This window comes from Azospirillum brasilense (genome assembly GCF_005222205.1).
GTDB lineage: Bacteria > Pseudomonadota > Alphaproteobacteria > Azospirillales > Azospirillaceae > Azospirillum > Azospirillum brasilense_G.
The window spans coordinates 979,959-999,075 of the sequence record NZ_CP032346.1 but is presented as its reverse complement, the minus strand read 5'-3'; the positions used below and the strand labels follow the sequence as shown (position 1 = coordinate 999,075).

Genomic DNA, 19,117 nt, shown 5'->3' with positions numbered 1-19,117 from the left:
GTCCGGCGGCCCGCGAGGGTTTGGCGGACGTACACGGCGTACGTACGCCCTTTCGGTGCGGGGTTCGCCGTCGCGGTCAAGGCTGCGGCGCCTTGCGCCTGCTCCGCGTGGCTTTGGCCTTCGGGGATTTGGCTTGCGGCTGGGCGAGGTGCTTCAACGCCTCGTACCGCTCCAGGAAAAGCGCGTACGCCCGATCGGGCCCGACCGGGACGATCCTGTCCGGGTGGGCGGGCGGCAGGTGTCCCCAATCCAGCCAAGCGGGCGGCAGGAGATCGCGCAGCTCCGTGGCCATGCAGACGAGGTCGGCCTGCTTGATGGCCGGCGCCTCGTCGTCGAAGCCGAACCAGCGGCGCAACGCGTCCTTGACCGGATGGAGCCGCTGTTTGACGTAGTCGCGGTCCAGCATCACCTTCACCGGCGACGGCCAGTCGCCGAGGAACTCCTCGCAGTCGTGCATCAGGGCCGAGTAGGCCAGGGGCGGCGGCACCAGACGCGAGACCATCACCGAATGCTCGGCGACCGAGTACCAGGGCCGGGCCGCCCCGCCCCAGCGCGGCTGGGACGACAGGCACTGGGCGATGTCCTCGATCGGCATGCCCGTGGCGTCCGGAGTCAGCAGGTCGAGGACGAAGCCGGACGGCATCAGGATGGCCGTCCGTCCGTCCGGTCTCTTGAGAAGGTCGAGTTGCATGGTGGCTGGCTGTTCCGAAACCGCGTGCGGGGTGCGGGGCCATCCCCGAGAGGCGGCCCCGGCCGTCGGCCCGATCGTTGATCGGGCCTTGCGGGTTTAGCAGATCGCCGACAGGGCGGACAACGGGCCCCGGCGCAAGGTCGCGATCATCCACGACAGCGCGTCGCTCCGCCCGTTTCCATGGTTGCATAAATTACGATTTTTGCATCATTTGCGGACTTCTCCGGTCGTTCCCAGCGATGTAACGTGCTCAGACGCTTTCCCAATGCAACGACACGGATAGGATGGCCGCGCCGATGCTCAACGAGCCTGCGAAGGATGGGTCGCTGAACCGCAGCATCAACGACCTGCGTGTCCTGCTGATCGAAGACGATGACTTCACCCGCCGGCTGATGAGCCGTCTGCTCCAGGATCTGAAGGTTCGCCAGGTGTGGGAGGCGTCGGACGGCGTGTCGGCGCTGGCCATCCTGCGCGACCATCCCGAAAAGGTGGACCTCGCCATCTGCGATCTGGAAATGCCGCGGATGAGCGGGTTGGACCTGCTGCACGCGCTGCGGACGGCCACGGGAAATCCTCTGGCCGATCTTCCGGTGATCGTCCTGACCGCCCACCGCGAGGCGGACACCGTCAAGCGGGCCATCGCCTACGGAATCTCCGGTTATCTGGTGAAGCCGGTGTCGAAGGCCGACCTCCAGAAGCGGCTGTCCTTCGTTCTTCAGAAAGTCCGCTGACAGGCTTTCCACAATCATTAGGCGTGATTGCTCGGAAACTGAACCATTTCGCGAAATCGGGCGTTGCAGGAATGGGTGGGAGGGGGCACCTTCCTTCCGAACATCCCCTGACGGGAGACGCCGTGCCATGCCGGGGACCGTCCGGCCCATTTCCGGTCCGCTGCGGATCGCCTCCAATCCCATCGTGGACCGCCGCGAGGAATTGGCACGTGCGGTCGTGGCGATTCAGTTCGAGCGCTGGCCGGCGCTTTACGCCCGGTATGGCGATGCCGGCCGGGAGCACTGCGTCGAGGATGTCAGCTTCCACCTTCTGTATCTGGCGGAAGCGGTGGCGAGCGACAGCCCGGCGCTGTTTCGCGAATATGTGGCCTGGGTCAAGATCCTCTTCGCCGGAATCGGCATCCCCGACGGGGAGCTGGGCGAAAGCCTGGAAATCCTCCGCGACGTCGTGGCCGGCCGGGTCGATTCCGCCACGGCGGCGCGCGTGCGCGCGTGCGTGGGGGAGGGGCTGGCGGCTTTGCCCGGCCTGCCACGGGACGTGCCGCCCTTCGTCCGATCGGATGCGCCGCTCGGCGCGCTCGCGCGCGCCTATCTGGATGCGCTGCTGTCCGGCGACCGGCGCCGGGCGGCGACGATGGTGACGGAAGCCGCCGCCGGCGGGACCAGGGTGCCCGACCTGTACCTGCATGTGTTCCAACCGGCCCTGCGCGAGATCGGGCGGCTCTGGCAGACGCGGGCGATCACCGTGGCGCACGAGCATTTCGCCACCGCCGCCACCCAGGCGATCATGGGTCAGCTCTACCCGGCGATCTTCGCCACCGAGCGGAAGGGCCCGTCCATAGTCGCCACCTGCGTCGGCGGGGAGCAGCACGAGATCGGCATCCGCATGGTCGCCGATTTCTTCGAGATGGCCGGTTGGGACAGCCATTATCTCGGCGCCAACACCCCCGCGAACAGCATCATCCACGCGCTGCGTGAGCGGAACGCCCGGATTCTGGCGGTGTCCGCCACCATCACCGCCCATGTCGGGCGGGTCGCCGCCCTCATCGCCGCGGTGCGCGCCGAGCCGTGGGAACAGCCGCCGCGGGTGCTGGTCGGCGGTTACCCCTTCAACCTCGTTCCGGACCTGTGGAGGACGGTCGGCGCCGACGCCTTCGCCCCCGGCGCCGAGGAGGCGGTCGCCATCGCGGACCGGCTGATCGGCCCGGCGGCTCCGGACCGTGCCGCCGGTGTCGCGTGACGGGCATGGCGTGACGGGGATGGCGTGATGTGTGCGGCTTGAGGGAGAAGGCATGGACGGGCTGGTCCTGACCTGCGATCACGACGGGCGTCTGCGCGCCCTGCACCGGGTGGGCGCCGGACTGCCGGGATTGACCGGAAAGCCGGGCACCCCCTTTCCCGTGCTGTTCGGCCCGGACGCGGTGGCGGGCGCGCTGGACCTGTTCAGCGGCCTGCGGAAGTCCGGCCGGATGATCGATCAGCTCCTGTCCAGCCGACTCCACCCCACGGGGGCGTTCCATGTCAGCGGGCTCAGCGACGCGGAGGGACTGCTGCTGGCGGTGGCGCGGGCACCCGGCGGGCTCCCGGCCCTGCTTGAGGAGATGGAGACGCTCAACCCGCGGCTTGCCGAGCGGCTCGCTCCGCTCCGCAGGGCGGTGCCGGCTCCGGAGGTGCCCACCGTGGACGCGCTGTTCGACGAGATGACCCTCCTCAACAACGAACTCGCCACCGTCCAGCGGGCGCTCGCCAAGGCCAACGCCGAACTGGCCGCCAGCAACGAGCAGAAGAACCGTCTGATGGGCATGCTGGCCCACGACCTGCGCACGCCGCTCCAGGTCGTCGTCGGCTTCGCGGAGCTGTTGGAACAGAGGCTGGACGGGCGGCTGGAGGCGACGGAGCGGGCCTGCCTGGAGCGCATCCGGGAATCCAGCCTGTCGATGCGCCACATGGTGGAGGACGCGCTGTCCCTCGCGGCGCTGCAGGCCGGGCAACTGCGGCTGGCGCGGCGACCGTCCGATCTGGCGGCGCTGGTCCGTCGGAACGTCTCGATGAATCGCGTGTTGGCCGAGGGCAAGACCATCACCATCGAGCTGTCCGTGCCCGAACGCCCGCTGCCCATGGCCGACATCGACCCGGCCAAGCTGGATCAGCTTCTCAACAACCTGCTGTCGAACGCCATCAAATACTCCGACCGGGGCGGGCGGGTCCGCGTCGCCCTCAGCCAGGCCCCGGGCGAGACCGCGAGCGAGGGTGGCGGCCGGGCGCGCCTGCGCGTGTCCGACGAGGGAAGGGGCATTCCCCCGGCCGAGTTGGCCCAGCTCTTCCAGCCCTTCGCGCGCACCGGCCGGCTGGGCACCGAGGGGGAGGGGACGGTCGGCCTCGGCCTCTACATCTGCCGGTCCATCGCCGAGGGGCATGGCGGGCGCATCACCGCCGATTCGGCGCCGGGACGCGGCTCGACCTTCACCGTGGACCTGCCGTTTGTGGCATCATCCCCTTGAGACGCGGCGCATTCCACAGACGGGCTGGCGCGCCGACCGGCGATGCTGTAAAAGGAATCCCTACGATGTTGCGACGCGAAAGGTCCATGGGTTTACCCTTCCGCCGTTTCGGGCGGCCTCCGTGGGGAGCGCCGTGAGCGACGGCCGACCTCCCGACACGTCCCTGGACCGTCAGGCTCCGGAGGACGTTGACCGCGGCGATGCCGCGCCCACCGGCTCCCCGCCGGTGAACCCCGCTTCGGCGGTGCTGGACGATTTCCTGAACCACGACCATGGCGCGCGGATCGCGCTGGGCGACCTCGTGGGCATTCTGGGCGACCGCGCCTTCGGCGCCCTTCTTCTGATCCTGTCCATTCCGAACATCCTGCCGGTGCCCGGCCTGTCCACGGCGACGGGCCTGCCGATGCTGCTGATCGGCGCGCAGATCGCCGCCGGGCGCGACCGCCCCTGGCTGCCGCGCCGTCTGGCCGCCCTCACGCTCGACCGCGACGCCTTCCTGCGCGTGATCGCCAAGGCGAAGCCGCACGTCGACCGGCTGGAGCGGCATCTGCGCCCGCGCCTGCCGGCGATGACCGCCCCCACGGCGGAGCGGCTGCTCGGCGTGGCCGTGATGATCCTCGCCGGAATTCTGGCCCTTCCCATCGTCTTCGGCAACCAGCCGCCGGCCTTCGCCATCGCGCTGATCGCGCTGGGGCTGATCGAGAAGGATGGGGCTTTCGTCGCCGCCGGCCTCGTCGCCGGACTGATCGCCATCGTCATCGTCGCTGCCATCCTGTTCGGTTTCGGGCAGGCCGGCATGCTGATCTTCGACAAACTGTCTTCATAAAGAGGGAGCGCCCGCGGGCTCGACGCCATGATTTGGGAAGTACTGGTCATCATTTTGCTGATCCTGCTGAACGCCTTTTTCGCAATGTCGGAAATGGCGCTGGTGTCGTCGCGGCGCGCGCGGCTTCAGCAGATGGCCGAGGAAACACGCAGCAAGGGCGCCCGCGCCGCGCTGAAACTGTCGGAGGACCCCGGCAATTTCCTCTCCACCGTGCAGGTCGGCATCACGCTGATCGGCATCATCGCCGGCGCCTACGGTGGCGCGACCCTGGCCGACCGGCTGGGCACGGTCCTGGACGCCAACGTTTCCTGGATCGCCCCTTACGGCCAGCAGGTCGGCTTCGCGCTGGTGGTCGCCGCGATCACCTACCTGTCGCTGATCGTCGGCGAGCTGGTGCCCAAGCGCATGGCGCTGGTGAACGCGGAGCGCATCGCCGCCGGCGTGGCCGGTCCGATGAGCGTCCTGTCGCGCATCGCCATGCCGCTGGTCTGGCTGCTCGGCGTCTCGACCGAGGGCGTGATGAAGCTGCTGCGCCTGCCCACCGCGCGCGAGCAGACCGTCACCGAGGAGGAGGTCAAGAGCCTCATCAAGGAGGGCACGCAGACCGGCGTCTTCGAACCCGCCGAGCGGCAGATGATCGAGGGCGTGTTCCGCCTGTCCGACCGCACCGCGCGGTCGATCATGACGCCGCGCCCGGACCTCGTGTGGATCGACCTCGACGACCCGCCCGACGCCATCGCCAAGGAGATCCAGGCCAGCGGCTATTCCCGCTTCCTGGTCTGCCGCGGCGACGTGGACGAGGTGCAGGGCATCGTGTCCAGCAAGGCGCTGCTCAACCAGGCGCTCCAGGGCCGCAGCTTCGACCTGCGTGAGGCCATGGTGGAGCCGCTGATCGTCCATGACGGCACCCCCGTCCTGCGGCTGCTGGAGCTGTTCAAGCAGGCCAGCATCCACATGGCCGTGGTGGTGGACGAATACGGCAGCGTCGAGGGCATCGCCACCGTCACCGACATCATGGAGGCCATCGCCGGCGAGATGCCCGAGCAGGGGCAGGAAGGCGACGGCTTCGCGGTCCAGCGCGAGGACGGCTCCTGGCTGGTCGACGGCATGACCCCGGTGGAGGAGGTGGAGTCGCTGGTCGGCGTGAAGGGGCTGAAGGGCGAGGGCGATTACCACACCATCGCCGGCTTCATGCTCGACCGTCTGGGCCATGTCCCCACCGCCGCTGAGCATTTCCGCTGGAACGGCCTGCGCTTCGAGGTCATCGACATGGACGGCCGCCGCATCGACAAGGTGCTGATCCAGGAGAACGGCGAGGTCTCGGAGGGCTGACGGAGCGCTCCGACTGGCGGCGTCACAGCTCGGTGACGCCGCTCTTCGGGATGCGGACCTCGCGGTGGACCGACATGCTGAGCAGAAGCCCCACGCCGATCATCAGCGTCATCATCGCCGACCCGCCGTAGGACACGAGCGGCAGCGGGATGCCCACCACCGGGATCAGGCCGGTCACCATCGACACGTTGACCATCACGTAGAGGAAGAACTGCGCGGTCATGCCGACCGCCACCAGCCGGGCGAACTGGCTGCGGCAGCTCAGCGCGATGACCACGCCGTAGATGAACAGCATCAGGTACAGCGCCAGCAGGATCAGCGCGCCGACCATCCCGAACTCCTCCGCCAGCACCACGAAGATGAAGTCGGTGTGCTTCTCCGGCAGGAACATCAGCTGGCTCTGCGAGCCGGACATGAAGCCCTTGCCGAACAGCCCGCCCGACCCCAGGGCGATCTTCGATTGGAGGATGTTGTAGCCGGCGCCCAGCGGGTCGGTCTCCGGGTCGAGGAAGGTGTAGACTCGCTGCTTCTGATAATCGTGCAGGAACTCCCAGGCGATGGGAATGGCCGACAGGCCGCCGCCGATGACCAGCAGGAACTTCCAGATCCTCACGCCCGCCGCGAAGAAGACGGCGCCGCTGCCCATGATGAGCAGCAGCGAGGTGCCCAGGTTCGGCTGCATCAGCACCAGCGCCACCGGGACGAAGACCAGCAGCAAGGGCGGGATCAGCAGCAGCGGGCGGCCGATCTGGTCCAGAGAGATGCCGTGAAAGTAGCGCGCCAGCGCCAGGGTCAGGGCCGGCTTCATCAGCTCGGACGGTTGTAGCTGGAAGAATCCCAGGTCGATCCAGCGCTGGGCGCCCATGCCGATGCGGCCCATCAGCTCCACCGCGACCAGCAGGCAGAGCACGATCAGGAAGATGGCGTAGGCCGACTTCATCAGATGGCGCACGTCGACCAGCGCGATCATCAGCATCAGGACCAGGCCGGGAATGGCGCGCACGAGCTGCGGCTGCGCCCAGGGCTTCCAGTTGCCGCCGGCGGCCGAGTAGAGCAGGGCCACCCCGACCGATGTGATGATGCAGACCAGGAGCACCAGCCCCCAGTTGATCATGCGGAACTTGCTGCCGAGCGTCAGTTCCGGGCGCTGCGGGGCCAGCCCGCCCGACCCGTGGTTCGAAAGGACCGCGACCATGAGGAAACGTTCGTTGTGTCCGGGGGCGTCCGTGCCGGAAGGGCAAGCGGCGGCGCCTTGCGCGGCGGATACTGCACCAGCGCCGCCCTCCGGTAAAGCCGCCCGCTCCCCCCGCCTTAAAACTGCTTCAGCGGCCGGTCAGAACTGCTTCAGCAGGCGGTCGATGTACTCGCGCTCCATCTGCGGGCGGCCATACTGGCCGGAGCGGCGGCGCAGCTCGTCGAGGATTTCACGAGCGCGCTGGAGTTCGGCCTCCTCGGGGATCTTCACGTCCTCGTTGTTGTAGTTGCCGAAGCCGGAGGGGCGGCGGCCCAGCGGATCGCGGTTGCGGCCCTGGCCCTGGCGCTGCTGCGCCTGCCCGGGCTGCTGCCCGCTCATCGCCGGACCCTGCTGGCCCATCATCTGCTGCATCATCTGCTCGGCCATGGCCTGCATGCCCTGCTGAAGCTCGTCCATCGCCTGGGTCTGCGGCGGAACGGCGGAGCCGGGTTGCCCCTGCTGGAGCGCTTGGCCCGCGTCGCGCATGGCCCGTTCGGCGCGGCCCAGCGGGCGGGGAATTTCGCCGCCCTGCTGCTCGCCCATACGGCGCATCAACTCGCCGAGCTGGCGGCGCAGCGCCTCCTGCTGCTCGGCCTGCTGCTGCATCAGCGGGCTGCCGGACTGGCCCTGCTGCCCTTGCTGTCCCTGCTGCGGACGGCCCTGGCGGTTGCGCGGCCCCGGCTGCTGTCCCTGCTGCCCGTCCTGCCGGCCCATCTGCTCCTGTGACTGGCGGAAGGTCTGGTCGAGCAGCTGCTGCTGCCGCTGCGTCAGCTCCTGAAGCTCGCGCATCATCTGCGCCGCCTCGTTCTGGCCCTGCTGCTGCATCTGGGCCATGGCGCCGTTGCGCATCTGCTCCATCATCTGCTGGAGCTGGGACAGCATCTGCCGCGCCGCGTCGCGGGCGCCGGTCTCGGCCATCTGCCGCATCTGTTCCATCATGCGCTGAAGGTCCTGGCGGTCCATCATCTGGTCGGCCATTTCCGGCGGCACCATGGGGATCTGCTCGCCGCGCTCCAGCGCCTCGCGCATCTGCTGCTCCATGGCGTCGAGGAACTTGTCGAGCGCCGCCTGAAGCTCGTCCATCAGCTTTTTCAGTTCCTGGTCGTCGGCGCCGCGCTCCAGCGCCTCGGCGAGACGGCTCTCGGCGTCGCGCAGGTCGCGCTCGGCCAGCGACAGGCCGCCGTCCTCGATGCGCAGCGCGGTTTCCCACAGCAGTTGCTGGACGGCGGGGACCGATGCCCCCTCCTCGTCGAGCAGCAGGCGGTTCACCGCCGTGCGCATCGCCAGGAAAGCCACCAGATCGCCGCCGAACTGGCTCGGCCGCGCCGAGATCTCGGCCAGGGCGCGGGCCACCTCGATGCGGAGCTGCTGGGGCCGCAGGGTCAGCTTCTTGCGCTCCTCCACGATGGCGCGGGCGACCGGGTGGTTGAAGACGCGCTCAGGCAGGACCATCGCCACGTCCTCGGTGCTGCCGGTCTGGCCGGCGCCGTCGAGCGCGGTCAGGCGGATGGTGACGTTCAGCCCGGCCCAGGGATGGGCGGTCAGGTCGTGGAAGGCGGCGTTGCGCGCTTCGCGCGGGCGGACGCCGGGCAGGGCCAGCGGCAGTTCCAGCGGGCTGCGGTCGAGCGCCGGGGCTTCGCCCTCCGGCAGGTCCAGCCGAACGACGGCCTTGGCCTCGGCCAGCCCGTAATCGTCCTGCGCGGTGTAGTCCAGCCGCAGCGCACCGCGCTCCCCCTTGGTCGGGGGGCTGGCGTAAGCGATGGTCGGCGGGGTGTCCGGAATGATCCGCACGTTCCAGCCGCCCAACAGGTTGGACCCCTGGGTCACGGCGATGCGGGCGCCGTCCTCGATGGGCTGCTGGATCTGGAAGGTCGCGGAGTCCACGGCCTCGAAAGCGGTGGTCTTGCTGCCCGCCTCCAGCGACGGCGTGCCGCTGCCGCCGGTGACGCGGGCCAGCACGAGGCTGCCCTTGGGGACCGGCACGGGATCGGCGAGGCTCGGCGTGTGGGCGGGGTTGGCCGATTTCAGGAAAACCGGCGGCAGGCCGGTGTATTCGGGCGGCGTCACCCAGAGGTCGAGCGTCGCGACCGACGCCGTCGCCGTTCCGCCGAAATGCGGGGTGATGGCGGCGGCCAGCCGCGGCTTCCAGTCGCCCCAGGTCGCCCCGCCCGCGGCGATCAGCACCAGCGCCACCAGCGCGCGCAGGGCGTAGCGGTCCCGGGCGGCGAGGCCGTCGGACAGTGGCATGGCGACGCGCAGCCGCCGCATGGCGGCGCGCACCCGCTCCTGGTGCAGGCGCCACAGCTCCGCGGCGACGGGGTCGTTGCCGGCGGGCGTGTCGCGCAGGGCGTGGAGGGGGCGGTGGGGCAGGCCGCTGTCGCGCTCCAGCCGGCGGCGGGCGGCGTCCTCATCCGGAAGCCGGAAGGCACGCAGCCCGCGCCACCCCGTCCAGCCGATGGCGGCGACGAACAGCAGCAGGACCAGCGCGTGCAGCCAGCCCGGCAGAAGCAGGAAGACGTTCAGCAGGGCCAAGGCGAGGAAGGCCCCGGCGATGGTGATGGGCGCCCAGAGCGCCGGCCACAGCCGTTCCCAGAGCAGGGCGGCGCGGGCCTGCCCCATGCGCAGGCGGGGCTCCCGCGGGGCGGGTGCGGGGGGCGCCTCCTTGCGCAGGGGGAAGCGGAACCCGTCCTTGCTGTCGCTCATGCCGCTCTCCCGTCTGGTCAGGCACCGGGCGGGAGGAGACACCGCCGCCGGGACATCGTCAGGATATAGGCTCGGCTGCGCCGTCTGTCGCGGTCCGGCATGCCGGTTCGCTACCGAAACATCGGGCCATGTCCAAATTAAGGCAACCCGACGGATGGTCGAGAGGGCAGCGCCCTTTCCCATTCACGGCCGCGGGCGGTGGGACGTTCTCCAGAAGGCGAGGCGCAGCGCGCCCGCGCCACCGTGTCCGTTCAGGAGCGTTTCCATGCCAAGCCCCAAGACATTCTCGACCGCGACCGCCGCCGGGGAGCCGTACACCCTCGACCCCGACAAGGCTGGACAGGTCCTTGTCTATCGGTTCGCCGACAAGGCGAAAGCGACCGACTGGAGGTCGCGCCGCCGGAACACCGTCGGCGGCGGCTTCGCCAAGCCCGGCGATTCGGCCTTGAACGACTGGGCGATCAAGCAAAGCTCGTTCGGCAGCCAATCCGAGAACTCGAACGAAAACCCATTCGTGTCCGTCGCCACGGATTACGAGACCCTCTATGTGAGAGCCGAGGGGTGGGTGAAGAAAATTCTCGAGGCGGCCCCCGACCTGGGCGTCTTCTCGGTGCCCTACGACAAGCTTTATCGGCCGTCGCCGACCAAGCCGCTGTCGAAGGAGGAAACCGAGTGGCTTTACTATGATGGCGACACCGAACTCGAGACTTATCTGAAGTCGTGGGTGGCCAATCCCTACAAGAAGTAAACGGCGCGCGGTCGCGGCGTTCCGAAGGCCGGGCTGCCCCAGCCCGGCCGCTCAGGCCGTAGGGGCCGTCGTGCCGGTCCTCTCACCCCGTCCGTCGAGCCATTCGCCAAACCACTTGTCCATGACCAGGATATGGCCGCAGAGCCACATCTCGACGTAGCTCTGGAGGAACTGGACCTCCTCCGGATCGCGGGCGCCGGAATCGGATTGCCGGCGGACGAAGTCGGCGAAGGTGTCGTGCATCGTCTTGTGCTTGGCGTAGTCGGGGTAGCCGACCGCGTGCATCAGCCCTTCCTCGCGGCGGAAATGATAGGCCGAGTAATCGGCCAGTTCGCGCAGGAAACGGTTGGCGGATTCGCGCGTTTCCCCGGCGGCGATCGCCGCGCTGAACTGGTTGAAGAGCTGAAACAGCCGCTGGTGGTCCCCGTCCACCGCGCTCTGACCGATGGCATAGGCCGCGTCCCACTCCATGATGTTCCCCGCCCGTTTCTCGAACGGGGAATCATACGCCTTATGGGGTGTTCTGTGCAGAGGGTATCGCACGCCTCGTGTCTTGCGGTTCAACCCCCGGGGCGTCAGCCCTTGTGCCGGTCGGCCCAGAGATAGACGTCGGCCTTGACGATTCCCGCGAACTCCGCGACGGCGCCGTAGGCCTGGGCGTCGATGCGGATGTCCTCCTGGTAATAGGCGAGGAAGCAGATGCGCCAGTCGTTGGCCGGCTTCGCCAGGACGAGCTGCCGCAGTTTGGACGAACAGCCCGGCGGCCAGGCCCCGCCGGCCATCTGACGCTCCGGGGAGCGGTCCATGCAGGGGCTCTTGGTCAGCAGGATCTCGACGGTGTTGGGTTCCTGGCCGCCGTTCTGCGCGACATAGCCGGCCCAATTGACGATCAGCGCCTCTTCGGCGTGGGCGGCGCCGCCGCCCGGAACGGTGTTCTGGCCGTTGGGCAGGGAGTTGAGCGTCCAGAGGAGGGTGTCGTCCTCGTTCCAGCGCATGACCAGCGCGACGAGGTTGGGGTCCTGGGCGACGGCCAGGGCGATGTCGGCGACGGCGTCGCGAAAGGCGCCGTTGAGGCGGATGGACGTCATGGAAAGGGGCTCCCTGCGGGTTGGATGCCCCCTTCCTGACGCTCTTCGGCCGGTTCGCGTGAAGGGCCGGCTGCCGGTGGACCGGATCAGTCCTTCAGCCAGTCCGGCACGCGATCCAGCGCCAGCAGCTCCTCCACCGGCACGCGCGGCCGGATGACCGAGAATTGGTCACCGTTCACCAGCACCTCCGGGATCAGCGGGCGGGTGTTGTAGGTGGAGGACATGACCGCGCCGTAGGCCCCCGCCGACAGGATCGCCACCAGATCGTCCGGCGCCATGGCCGGCAGCGCGCGCTGGAGCGCGAAGGTGTCGCCGCTCTCGCAGACCGGACCGACGACGTCGTAGGGCTCGGTGGCGGCGCCCTTGGCGGGCTCGGTCACCGGGACGATGCCGTGATAGGCCTCGTAGAGGGTGGGGCGGATCAGGTCGTTCATCGCCGCGTCGATGATGACGAAGCGGCGGTGCAGCCCCTGCTTCAGGTAGATCACCCGCGACACCAGGATGCCGGCGTTGCCGACCAGCGAGCGCCCCGGCTCCAGCGAGATGCGGCAGCCGAGATTGCCGGTGATCGACTTCACCATGGCCGCGTAGTCGGCGATGTCCGGCGGCGCCTCGTGCTTGTAGACGATGCCCAGCCCGCCGCCGAGGTCGAGGCGGGTGATGTCGTGCCCGTCCTCGCGCAGGACGTGGAGCAGCGCCGCCACCCGCTCGTAGGCGGCGCGGAAGGGGGCGAGGTCGGTCAGCTGCGACCCGATGTGGACGGCGATGGCCACCGGCTTGATACCCGGCAACTTGGCGGCCTGGGCGTAGACCTCCCGCGCGTGGTCGTAGTCGACGCCGAACTTGTTCTCCTTCTTGCCCGTCGCGATCTTGGCGTGGGTCTTGGCGTCCACGTCCGGGTTCACGCGGAAGGCGATGGGCGCGGTGACGCCCAGGCTGACCGCCACCTCCGACAGGGCCTCCACCTCGGGGATGGATTCCACATTGATCTGGTGGATACCGGCCTCCAGCGCGGCGCGCATCTCCTCGCGCGTCTTGCCGACGCCGGAGAAGATGATCTTGCCGGCCGGGATGCCGCCGGCCAGCGCGCGGCGCATCTCGCCGCCCGACACCACGTCGGCGCCGGCGCCCAGCCGCGCGAAGGCGCGGATGACGGCGAGGTTGGAGTTGGCCTTCACCGCGTAGCAGACGTCGGCGTCCTGCCCCGCGAAGGCCCCGGCGTAGGCGCTGTAATGCGCCTCCAGCGCCGCCGTGGAATAGCAGTAGAAGGGCGTTCCGACCTCCGCCGCGATGGTGGACAGCGGCACGGATTCGGCGTGCATCACGCCGTTGCGGTAGGCGAAGGCGCTCATGGGAAGCGGGCTCCGGAGGACGGCTGACCGGGCTTGGGGTCGGTCTTCGGGTTCGGGTAGGTGCCGGGGAACGTGTCGGCTTCCTTGCCCTGCGGGGGATCGACGAAGCTCGGCTTCTTGCCGCAGCCGGCCAGCGTCAGCGCGACGGCGGCGGTCGCCAGGATCAGCAGCGGGCGCCTCACAGGAAGCGCTCCCGCGCCGCCGCGACGGCCTCGCGCACGCGGACGGGTGACGCGCCGCCGAAGCTGCGCCGGCTGTCCAGCGACGCCTCGATGCTCAGCGCCGGGAAGACGGACTCGGTGATGCGCGGCTCGATGGCCTGCAGCTCCTCCAGCGTCAGGGCGGTCAGGCCGACGCGCTTGTCCTCCGCCGCCTTCACGGCGCGCCCGGTGATGTGGTGCGCCTCGCGGAAGGGGATGTTCAGCTCCCGCACCAGCCAGTCGGCGAGGTCGGTGGCGTTGAGGAAGCCGCGGTCGGTCGCCTCGCGCAGCGCCGGCACGTTCGGCTGCATGTCGCGCACCATGCCTTCCATGGCGGCGATGCAGAGCGCCAGCGTGTCGTCGGCCTCGAAGACCGGCTCCTTATCCTCTTGCATGTCCTTGGAATAGGCCAGCGGCAGGCCCTTCATGGCGACCAGCAGGCTGTTCAGGCTGCCGATGACCCGCCCGGCCTTGGCGCGCACCAGCTCCGCCGCGTCCGGGTTCTTCTTCTGCGGCATGATGGAGGAGCCGGTGGTGAAGGCGTCCGTCAGCTTGATGAAGCGGAACTGCGCGGAGCACCACAGCACGATCTCCTCCGCGAAACGCGAAAGGTGCATGCCGCAGATGCTGGCAGCGGCCAGATACTCCAGCGCGAAGTCGCGGTCCGACACGGCGTCCAGCGAGTTGGCGGTGGGCCGGTCGAAGCCCAGCGCCTCCGCCGTCATGAAACGGTCGATGGGGTAGGGCGTGCCGGCCAGGGCGGCGGAGCCGAGCGGGCACTCGTTCAGCCGGGCGCGGGCGTCGCGCAGGCGGCCGCGGTCGCGTCCGAACATCTCCACATAGGCCAGCAGATGGTGGCCGAAGCTGACCGGCTGGGCGGCCTGGAGGTGGGTGAAGCCCGGCATCACCGTGTCGGTGTGCTTCTCCGCCAGATCGATGAGGGCGGCCTGGAGCGCCTTCAAGCCCTGGTCGGCGCGGTCGAGCGCGTCGCGCACCCACAGCTTGAAGTCGGTCGCCACCTGGTCGTTGCGCGACCGCCCGGTGTGCAGGCGCTTGGCCGGTTCGCCGATCAGCTCGGCCAGCCGGGCCTCCACGTTCATGTGGATGTCCTCCAGTTCCACCTTGAAGGTGAAGGCTCCGGAGTCGATCTCTTCCTTGACCCGGTCCAGCCCATCGCGGATGGCATCGGCGTCGGCCTGGGTTATGATGCCCTGGCGCGCCAGCATGGCGGCGTGGGCCTTCGACCCGGCGATGTCCTGGTCGGCCAGCCGCTTGTCGAAGCCGATGGAGGCGTTGATCTTCTCCATGATGGCGGCGGGACCGCGGGCGAAGCGGCCGCCCCACATCTGGCTGGCGGCCGGGGCCGAGCCGTCTTGGGTGGCGCGGTCTTGTGAGTTCGGCTTGGGCTGTTCGGCGCTCATGACGGACACAATACGGATGGGAGGACGGGAAGCGTGAGTATGCGGACTTTGGCGGCCACCGCAATCTTTTGTGTGACGCTGGGCGGTGCCGGGCTGTGGATGGCGCTGGCCGGACCGTCGGCCCCGCCGCCCGCCGTGCTGACGCTGGACCAGCCGGCCAACCAGCCCTCTTCCGGCGTGACGGCGGTGGGGCTGGACAAGTTCCGCTACATGGAGCCGCTGACGCCGGTGCCGGAGCTGCCTTTCCTGGACGGGGAGGGGCGCCGGGTCGACCTGTCGGAGTTCAAGGACCGGCTGGTCCTGCTGAACCTGTGGGCGACCTGGTGCGCGCCCTGCGTGAAGGAGATGCCGGCGCTCGACCGTCTCCAGGCGCAGCTGGGCGGGCCGGGCTTCCAGGTGGTGGCGCTGTCGGTGGACCGCGGCGGCAAGGATCAGGTGCAGCCCTTCTACCAGCGGACCGGCGTGAAGAACCTCACCCTCTACCTCGACCCGTCGAGCGCCTCCATGCAGACGCTGAAGCTGCGCGGTCTGCCGACCACCCTGCTGGTCGATCAGGAAGGCCGCGAGCTCGGCCGCATCGAGGGCGCGGTGGAGTGGGATTCGCCGGAGGTCATCGCCTTCCTGCGCAAGCACATGGGCCACGGCGGTGGGCCGAACCGCGACAGCCGCGGCGGGGTGGTGCGGACGGGCGGGTGATCCTGGCCAAGGTCCTTCTCCCCCTGGGGAGAAGGTCAGGATGAGGGGGCGGCCGCAGGCCGACCACGCCGGCTCATTGCAGAGCGCGGACGCCCTTACGGGCGCCCCCTCACCCTAACCCTCTCCCCGGTGGGGCGAGGGAATTCATGTCACTCCGACGACCCCGACGTTCCCGGCGGGGCATCCCCCGGCGGCGCCTGGGTCTGCGGCGGGGCGGGGCCGCGCGCCAGTTCGGCCATGATGCCCCGCGCCTCCTCGAAATGGCTGTGCAGCATCGGCAGGGCGTCGCGGGCAAAGTCCCCGGTCTCGCCGCCGCGCTCGGCCTGGGCCTCGTACAGCTTGATGGCGCGGGCGTGGGTCTCCTCCTCCGCGGCCATGTAGCGGCGGTCGAAGGCCTCCTCCGGCGTGTCGCGCAGGCTCGACATGTGGGCGCGGGCGGACAGGCCCAGCTCGCGCGGGATGGGGATGCCGTGGCGCAGCGCCATGCCGGCCAGCCGGTCGGTCTTCAGCCCGTGGTCGTCGGCTATGCGCCGGGCGAAGCGGCGGACCGGTTCCGTCTCCGCCCGGTCCTGGGCCAGCTTGCCCAGCGCCTGCTCGGCCATGCCGTCGGCCAGCGCCTCGGCGATGAAGTTGCGCTCCTGCCGCGACAAGGCGGAGGCGTAGGCCGGGGCTGACCCCGGAGCCTGGGCCAGGACCGGACCGGACAGACAGGCCACCAGCGGCCCGACCACCAGCATCGCCGTCAGGAAGCCGCGCCGCATCGCCCCCGTCCTTTCCGCCGTTCCCCTGCGGGACGAACAGAGCGCGAGCGCAGCGGTTCCGCAAAAGAACGAAGCCCGCCCCGGTTTCCCGGAACGGGCTTCGCAATAGGCGTCCGTTCGGACCCGCCGCGTCAGCGGGTCGGGACCGGCGGGTTCTTGGAGTAGTCGTAGAAACCGCGGCCGACCTTGCGGCCGACCCAGCCGGCCTCGACATACTTCACCAGCAGCGGGCAGGGGCGGTACTTGCTGTCGGCCAGACCCTCGTAGAGGACCTGCATGACCGCCAGACAGGTGTCCAGACCGATGAAGTCCGCCAGTTCCAGCGGACCCATCGGGTGGTTGGCGCCCAGCTTCAGCGCCGTGTCGATGGCCTGGACGCCGCCCACGCCCTCGTAGAGGGTGTAGACCGCCTCGTTGATCATCGGCAGCAGGATGCGGTTGACGATGAAGGCCGGGAAGTCCTCGGCCACCGCCGCGGTCTTGCCGATGTTCGCCGTCAGCTCGGCAATCGCGTTGAAGGTCGCCTCGTCCGTCGCGATGCCGCGGATCAGCTCGACGAGCTGCATCACCGGCACCGGGTTCATGAAATGCATGCCCATGAACTTGGACGGGCGGTCCGTCGAGGCGGCGAGGCGGGTGATCGAGATCGACGAGGTGTTCGTCGCGATCAGCGCCTCGGGCTTCAGGTTCGGGACCAGCTTCTTGAAGATCTCGCGCTTGAGCGCTTCGTTCTCCGTCGCGGCCTCGACCACCAGATCGGCGTCATGGAACACGGACAGGTCGGAGCCGGTGGCGATGCGGGCGATCGCCGCCGTCTTGTCGGCCTCCGTCAGCTTCCCCTTCTGAACCTGACGGTCCATGTTCTTGGAGATGGCGGCCACCGACTTCTGCAGAATCTCCGCGCTGATGTCGGAGATGACGACCTCGTACCCCGCCAGCGCGCAGACATGGGCGATGCCGCTGCCCATCTGGCCGGCACCGATGATGCCAATCTTCTTGATCGTGGACATATGAGCTTTCCCGCTTGTCTTTTGGCCCGCTGGTCTTCCGAAGAGGACTGGCCGATTACGCCTTGTCCAGCGCGGCCGTCAGCTCCGGCACCGCCTTGAACAGGTCGGCGACGAGGCCGTAGTCGGCGACCTGGAAGATCGGCGCCTCCTCGTCCTTGTTGATCGCGACGATGACCTTGCTGTCCTTCATGCCGGCGAGGTGCTGGATGGCACCGGAGATGCCGACGGCGATGTACAGCTCGGGCGCCACGATCTTGCCGGTCTGGCCGACTTGGTAGTCGTTCGGCACGAAGCCGGCGTCCACCGCCGCGCGGCTGGCGCCGACCGCGGCGCCCAGCTTGTCGGCCAGCGCCTCCAGAAGCTTGAAGTTGTCGCCCGACTGCATGCCGCGGCCGCCCGACACGACGATCTTGGCCTGGGTCAGCTCCGGACGCTCCGACTTCGTCAGCTCCTGGCCGACGAACTTGGCCGAACCGGCGTCGCCCGTCCCGGCGATGCTCTCCACCGTCGCCGAGCCGCCCGTGGCGGCGGCCGCCTCGAAGGCGGTGGTGCGCACCGTGACGACCTTGATCGGATCGGCGGACTTCACCGTGGCGATGGCGTTGCCGGCGTAGATCGGCCGCTCGAACGTGTCGGCGGAGACAACGCCGGTGATGTCGGAGATCGCCGCGACATCGAGCAGCGCGGCGACGCGCGGCAGCAGGTTCTTGCCCTCCGACGAGGCGGCGGCCAGCACATGGCCGTAGCCCTTGGCCAGTCCGACGACCAGCGGGGCGACGTTCTCCGGCAGCGGATGGGCGTAGGCCGCGTCGTCGGCCAGCAGCACCTTGGACACGCCGGCCACCTTGGCGGCGGCCTCGGCGACGGCCTGGGCGCCCTGGCCGGCGACCAGCACGTGGACCTCTCCGCCGATCTTGGCGGCGGCGCTGACCGCGTTCAGCGTGGCGGCCTTCAGCGCGGCGTTGTCGTGTTCGGCAATGACGAGAATGGACATGTCAGATCACTTTCCCTTCAAGGCGCACTAGCCCCTCAGATCGCGCGGGCTTCGTTCTTCAGCTTGTCGACCAGGGCGGCCACGTCGGCGACCTTGACGCCGGCCTTGCGCTTGGCCGGCTCGGCGACCTTGAGCGTGGTCAGGCGCGGCGCCACGTCGACGCCCAGCGCGTCGGGGGCCAGCGTCTCGATGGGCTTCTTCTTGGCCTTCATGATGTTGGGCAGCGAGGCGTAGCGCGGCTCGTTGAGGCGCAGGTCGGCGGTGACCACCGCGGGCAGCGTCAGCTGCACGGTCTCCAGGCCGCCGTCGATCTCGCGGGTCACGGTGACCGAGCCCTCGCCCGGCGCGACCTTGGAGGCGAAGGTGCCCTGCGGCCAGCCCAGCAGGGCGGCGAGCATCTGGCCGGTCTGGTTGCAGTCGTCGTCGATCGCCTGCTTGCCGAGGATGACCAGAGTCGGGCCTTCCTTCTCGACCAGGGCCTTGAGCACCTTGGCGACGGCCAGCGGCTGCGTCTCGGCGTCGGTCTGGACCAGGATGCCGCGGTCGGCGCCCATGGCGAGGCCGGTGCGCAGCGTCTCCTGCGCGGCCGTCGGGCCGACGGTGACCACGATGACCTCGGTCGCCTTGCCGGCTTCCTTGAGGCGGACGGCCTCTTCGACGGCGATCTCGTCGAAGGGGTTCATGCTCATCTTCACGTTGGCGGTCTCAACGCCGGAACCGTCCGCCTTGACGCGGATCTTGACGTTGTAATCGACCACCCGCTTGACCGGGACGAGGACCTTCATATCCCACCCTTTTCTTGAATTATGCAGGCGCACCTTCGCCGCTG

19 protein-coding genes are annotated in these 19,117 nt (G+C 69.2%); 7 read left to right on the top strand and 12 right to left on the bottom strand.

Annotated features, from left to right (window positions below; translation table 11 throughout):
• Positions 1 to 76: 76 nt before the first annotated feature.
• The gene (locus D3869_RS18625) at positions 77 to 691 is read right to left on the bottom strand and encodes a hydrolase (RefSeq protein WP_137141383.1); all 615 of its coding nucleotides are present in this window, start codon (positions 689 to 691) and stop codon (positions 77 to 79) included.
• Between the two features lie 296 nt (positions 692 to 987).
• On the opposite strand from D3869_RS18625, the gene D3869_RS18620 reads away from it, so the two are divergent.
• From D3869_RS18620 to D3869_RS18600, 5 genes are all read left to right on the top strand, one after another.
• Positions 988 to 1,422, top strand: a complete 435-nt coding sequence (locus D3869_RS18620; RefSeq protein WP_137141382.1) for a response regulator — start codon at positions 988 to 990, stop codon at positions 1,420 to 1,422.
• A gap of 127 nt (positions 1,423 to 1,549) precedes the next feature.
• Positions 1,550 to 2,662 carry a cobalamin B12-binding domain-containing protein gene (locus D3869_RS18615; RefSeq protein ID WP_137141381.1) on the top strand — a complete coding sequence of 371 codons (1,113 nt, stop codon included), beginning with the start codon at positions 1,550 to 1,552 and terminating at the stop codon, positions 2,660 to 2,662.
• 52 nt (positions 2,663 to 2,714) lie between these two features.
• Positions 2,715 to 3,923 carry a sensor histidine kinase gene (locus D3869_RS18610; protein ID WP_137141380.1) on the top strand — a complete coding sequence of 403 codons (1,209 nt, stop codon included), beginning with the start codon at positions 2,715 to 2,717 and terminating at the stop codon, positions 3,921 to 3,923.
• A 133-nt stretch (positions 3,924 to 4,056) separates the two neighbouring features.
• Positions 4,057 to 4,749, top strand: coding sequence for an exopolysaccharide biosynthesis protein (locus tag D3869_RS18605; protein WP_137141379.1), 693 nt, complete (start codon positions 4,057 to 4,059; stop codon positions 4,747 to 4,749).
• A gap of 27 nt (positions 4,750 to 4,776) precedes the next feature.
• Entirely contained in the window at positions 4,777 to 6,081 is a 1,305-nt protein-coding gene (locus D3869_RS18600) for a hemolysin family protein (protein WP_137141378.1), read from the top strand.
• A 22-nt stretch (positions 6,082 to 6,103) separates the two neighbouring features.
• Here the strand turns inward: D3869_RS18600 and rodA are convergent, their stop codons facing one another.
• A complete protein-coding gene (gene rodA, locus D3869_RS18595; RefSeq protein WP_137141377.1) occupies positions 6,104 to 7,276 on the bottom strand; it encodes a rod shape-determining protein RodA in 1,173 nt (390 codons plus the stop codon).
• A gap of 138 nt (positions 7,277 to 7,414) precedes the next feature.
• A complete protein-coding gene (locus D3869_RS18590; RefSeq protein WP_137141376.1) occupies positions 7,415 to 10,018 on the bottom strand; it encodes a TIGR02302 family protein in 2,604 nt (867 codons plus the stop codon).
• A gap of 265 nt (positions 10,019 to 10,283) precedes the next feature.
• Between D3869_RS18590 and D3869_RS18585 the strand changes: the two genes are divergently transcribed.
• Positions 10,284 to 10,766, top strand: coding sequence for a hypothetical protein (locus D3869_RS18585; RefSeq protein ID WP_137141375.1), 483 nt, complete (start codon positions 10,284 to 10,286; stop codon positions 10,764 to 10,766).
• A gap of 51 nt (positions 10,767 to 10,817) precedes the next feature.
• Here D3869_RS18585 and D3869_RS18580 read toward each other — a convergent pair whose 3' ends face one another.
• From D3869_RS18580 to argH, 5 genes are all read right to left on the bottom strand, one after another.
• Positions 10,818 to 11,237 carry a bacteriohemerythrin gene (locus tag D3869_RS18580; protein ID WP_137141374.1) on the bottom strand — a complete coding sequence of 140 codons (420 nt, stop codon included), beginning with the start codon at positions 11,235 to 11,237 and terminating at the stop codon, positions 10,818 to 10,820.
• 104 nt (positions 11,238 to 11,341) lie between these two features.
• Entirely contained in the window at positions 11,342 to 11,854 is a 513-nt protein-coding gene (locus D3869_RS18575) for a hypothetical protein (protein ID WP_137141373.1), read from the bottom strand.
• Positions 11,855 to 11,940: 86 nt separating this feature from the next.
• Positions 11,941 to 13,206, bottom strand: coding sequence for a diaminopimelate decarboxylase (lysA, locus tag D3869_RS18570; RefSeq protein ID WP_137141372.1), 1,266 nt, complete (start codon positions 13,204 to 13,206; stop codon positions 11,941 to 11,943).
• Positions 13,203 to 13,388: a hypothetical protein gene (locus tag D3869_RS18565; RefSeq protein WP_014197613.1), complete on the bottom strand. Its 186-nt coding sequence runs from the start codon at positions 13,386 to 13,388 to the stop codon at positions 13,203 to 13,205. Before D3869_RS18565 ends, lysA begins: the two co-directional genes overlap by 4 nt.
• A complete protein-coding gene (gene argH / locus D3869_RS18560; RefSeq protein ID WP_137141371.1) occupies positions 13,385 to 14,827 on the bottom strand; it encodes an argininosuccinate lyase in 1,443 nt (480 codons plus the stop codon). Before argH ends, D3869_RS18565 begins: the two co-directional genes overlap by 4 nt.
• Before the next feature lie 39 nt (positions 14,828 to 14,866).
• Between argH and D3869_RS18555 the strand changes: the two genes are divergently transcribed.
• Entirely contained in the window at positions 14,867 to 15,523 is a 657-nt protein-coding gene (locus tag D3869_RS18555) for a TlpA family protein disulfide reductase (RefSeq protein ID WP_137142002.1), read from the top strand.
• 149 nt (positions 15,524 to 15,672) lie between these two features.
• Here the strand turns inward: D3869_RS18555 and D3869_RS18550 are convergent, their stop codons facing one another.
• The 4 genes from D3869_RS18550 to D3869_RS18535 all read right to left on the bottom strand — a co-directional run bounded on the left by D3869_RS18550 (position 15,673) and on the right by D3869_RS18535 (position 19,073).
• Complete coding sequence (locus D3869_RS18550) at positions 15,673 to 16,284, bottom strand: DUF4142 domain-containing protein (protein ID WP_137141370.1); 612 nt, start codon at positions 16,282 to 16,284, stop codon at positions 15,673 to 15,675.
• Positions 16,285 to 16,415: 131 nt separating this feature from the next.
• Complete coding sequence (locus tag D3869_RS18545) at positions 16,416 to 17,294, bottom strand: 3-hydroxybutyryl-CoA dehydrogenase (RefSeq protein ID WP_137141369.1); 879 nt, start codon at positions 17,292 to 17,294, stop codon at positions 16,416 to 16,418.
• A 55-nt stretch (positions 17,295 to 17,349) separates the two neighbouring features.
• Positions 17,350 to 18,288: an electron transfer flavoprotein subunit alpha/FixB family protein gene (locus tag D3869_RS18540; RefSeq protein WP_137141368.1), complete on the bottom strand. Its 939-nt coding sequence runs from the start codon at positions 18,286 to 18,288 to the stop codon at positions 17,350 to 17,352.
• A 35-nt stretch (positions 18,289 to 18,323) separates the two neighbouring features.
• Positions 18,324 to 19,073: an electron transfer flavoprotein subunit beta/FixA family protein gene (locus tag D3869_RS18535; protein WP_137141367.1), complete on the bottom strand. Its 750-nt coding sequence runs from the start codon at positions 19,071 to 19,073 to the stop codon at positions 18,324 to 18,326.
• Between the last annotated feature and the right edge of the window lie 44 nt (positions 19,074 to 19,117).